This is a genomic window from Corallococcus sp. CA053C (genome assembly GCF_003611675.1).
Lineage (GTDB): Bacteria > Myxococcota > Myxococcia > Myxococcales > Myxococcaceae > Corallococcus.
The window spans coordinates 1-467 of record NZ_RAWA01000865.1 but is presented as its reverse complement, the minus strand read 5'-3'; the positions used below and the strand labels follow the sequence as shown (position 1 = coordinate 467).

Here is a 467-nt window from a genome sequence, read left to right as displayed (position 1 = left end):
GGTTAATACCCCACTTTTCTCGCGCTGACAGCCGCCGCTTTGCTGCGTTAGCATCTGAGCCCGGCGCCTTGCTGGGAGTACAAGACGCCACAGCATATTTGGGCAGGGCGACTACGCAGACCACCGTTATGAAAACGCTTGCAGAAATTGAGGCCGAGGTCGCGCGCCTGTCTGAACGCATCGCCGCACCCGGTAACGCCTATCCGACGTTCGGATACAGCGCTGATTTCGCCCGCCCGCACATCGAGATCGGGGGCGGCCAATATCATTACGTTGCCGTTGAGCGGGGCACGGAGGTATTCCGCAAATCGACATCCGATCTGGATGAACTGCTGTACTGGATATTCGATGGCGTGACTTTTTCCATGGCCTGCGCCTATGAATTGGAGCATCGCATTCCCGGGCAGGACTTCCGGCGGTTGATGTTCAGCAAGCGAGTAGAACTGCTGACGAGCATCGATCCGGAC

1 protein-coding gene is annotated in these 467 nt (G+C 57.8%); it reads left to right on the top strand.

Annotated elements, in window-relative coordinates; genetic code table 11:
- Nucleotides 1-128 precede the first annotated feature (128 nt).
- On the top strand, nucleotides 129-467 hold a 339-nt coding region (locus tag D7V97_RS43630), incomplete at its 3' end, for an Imm63 family immunity protein (RefSeq protein WP_120616314.1).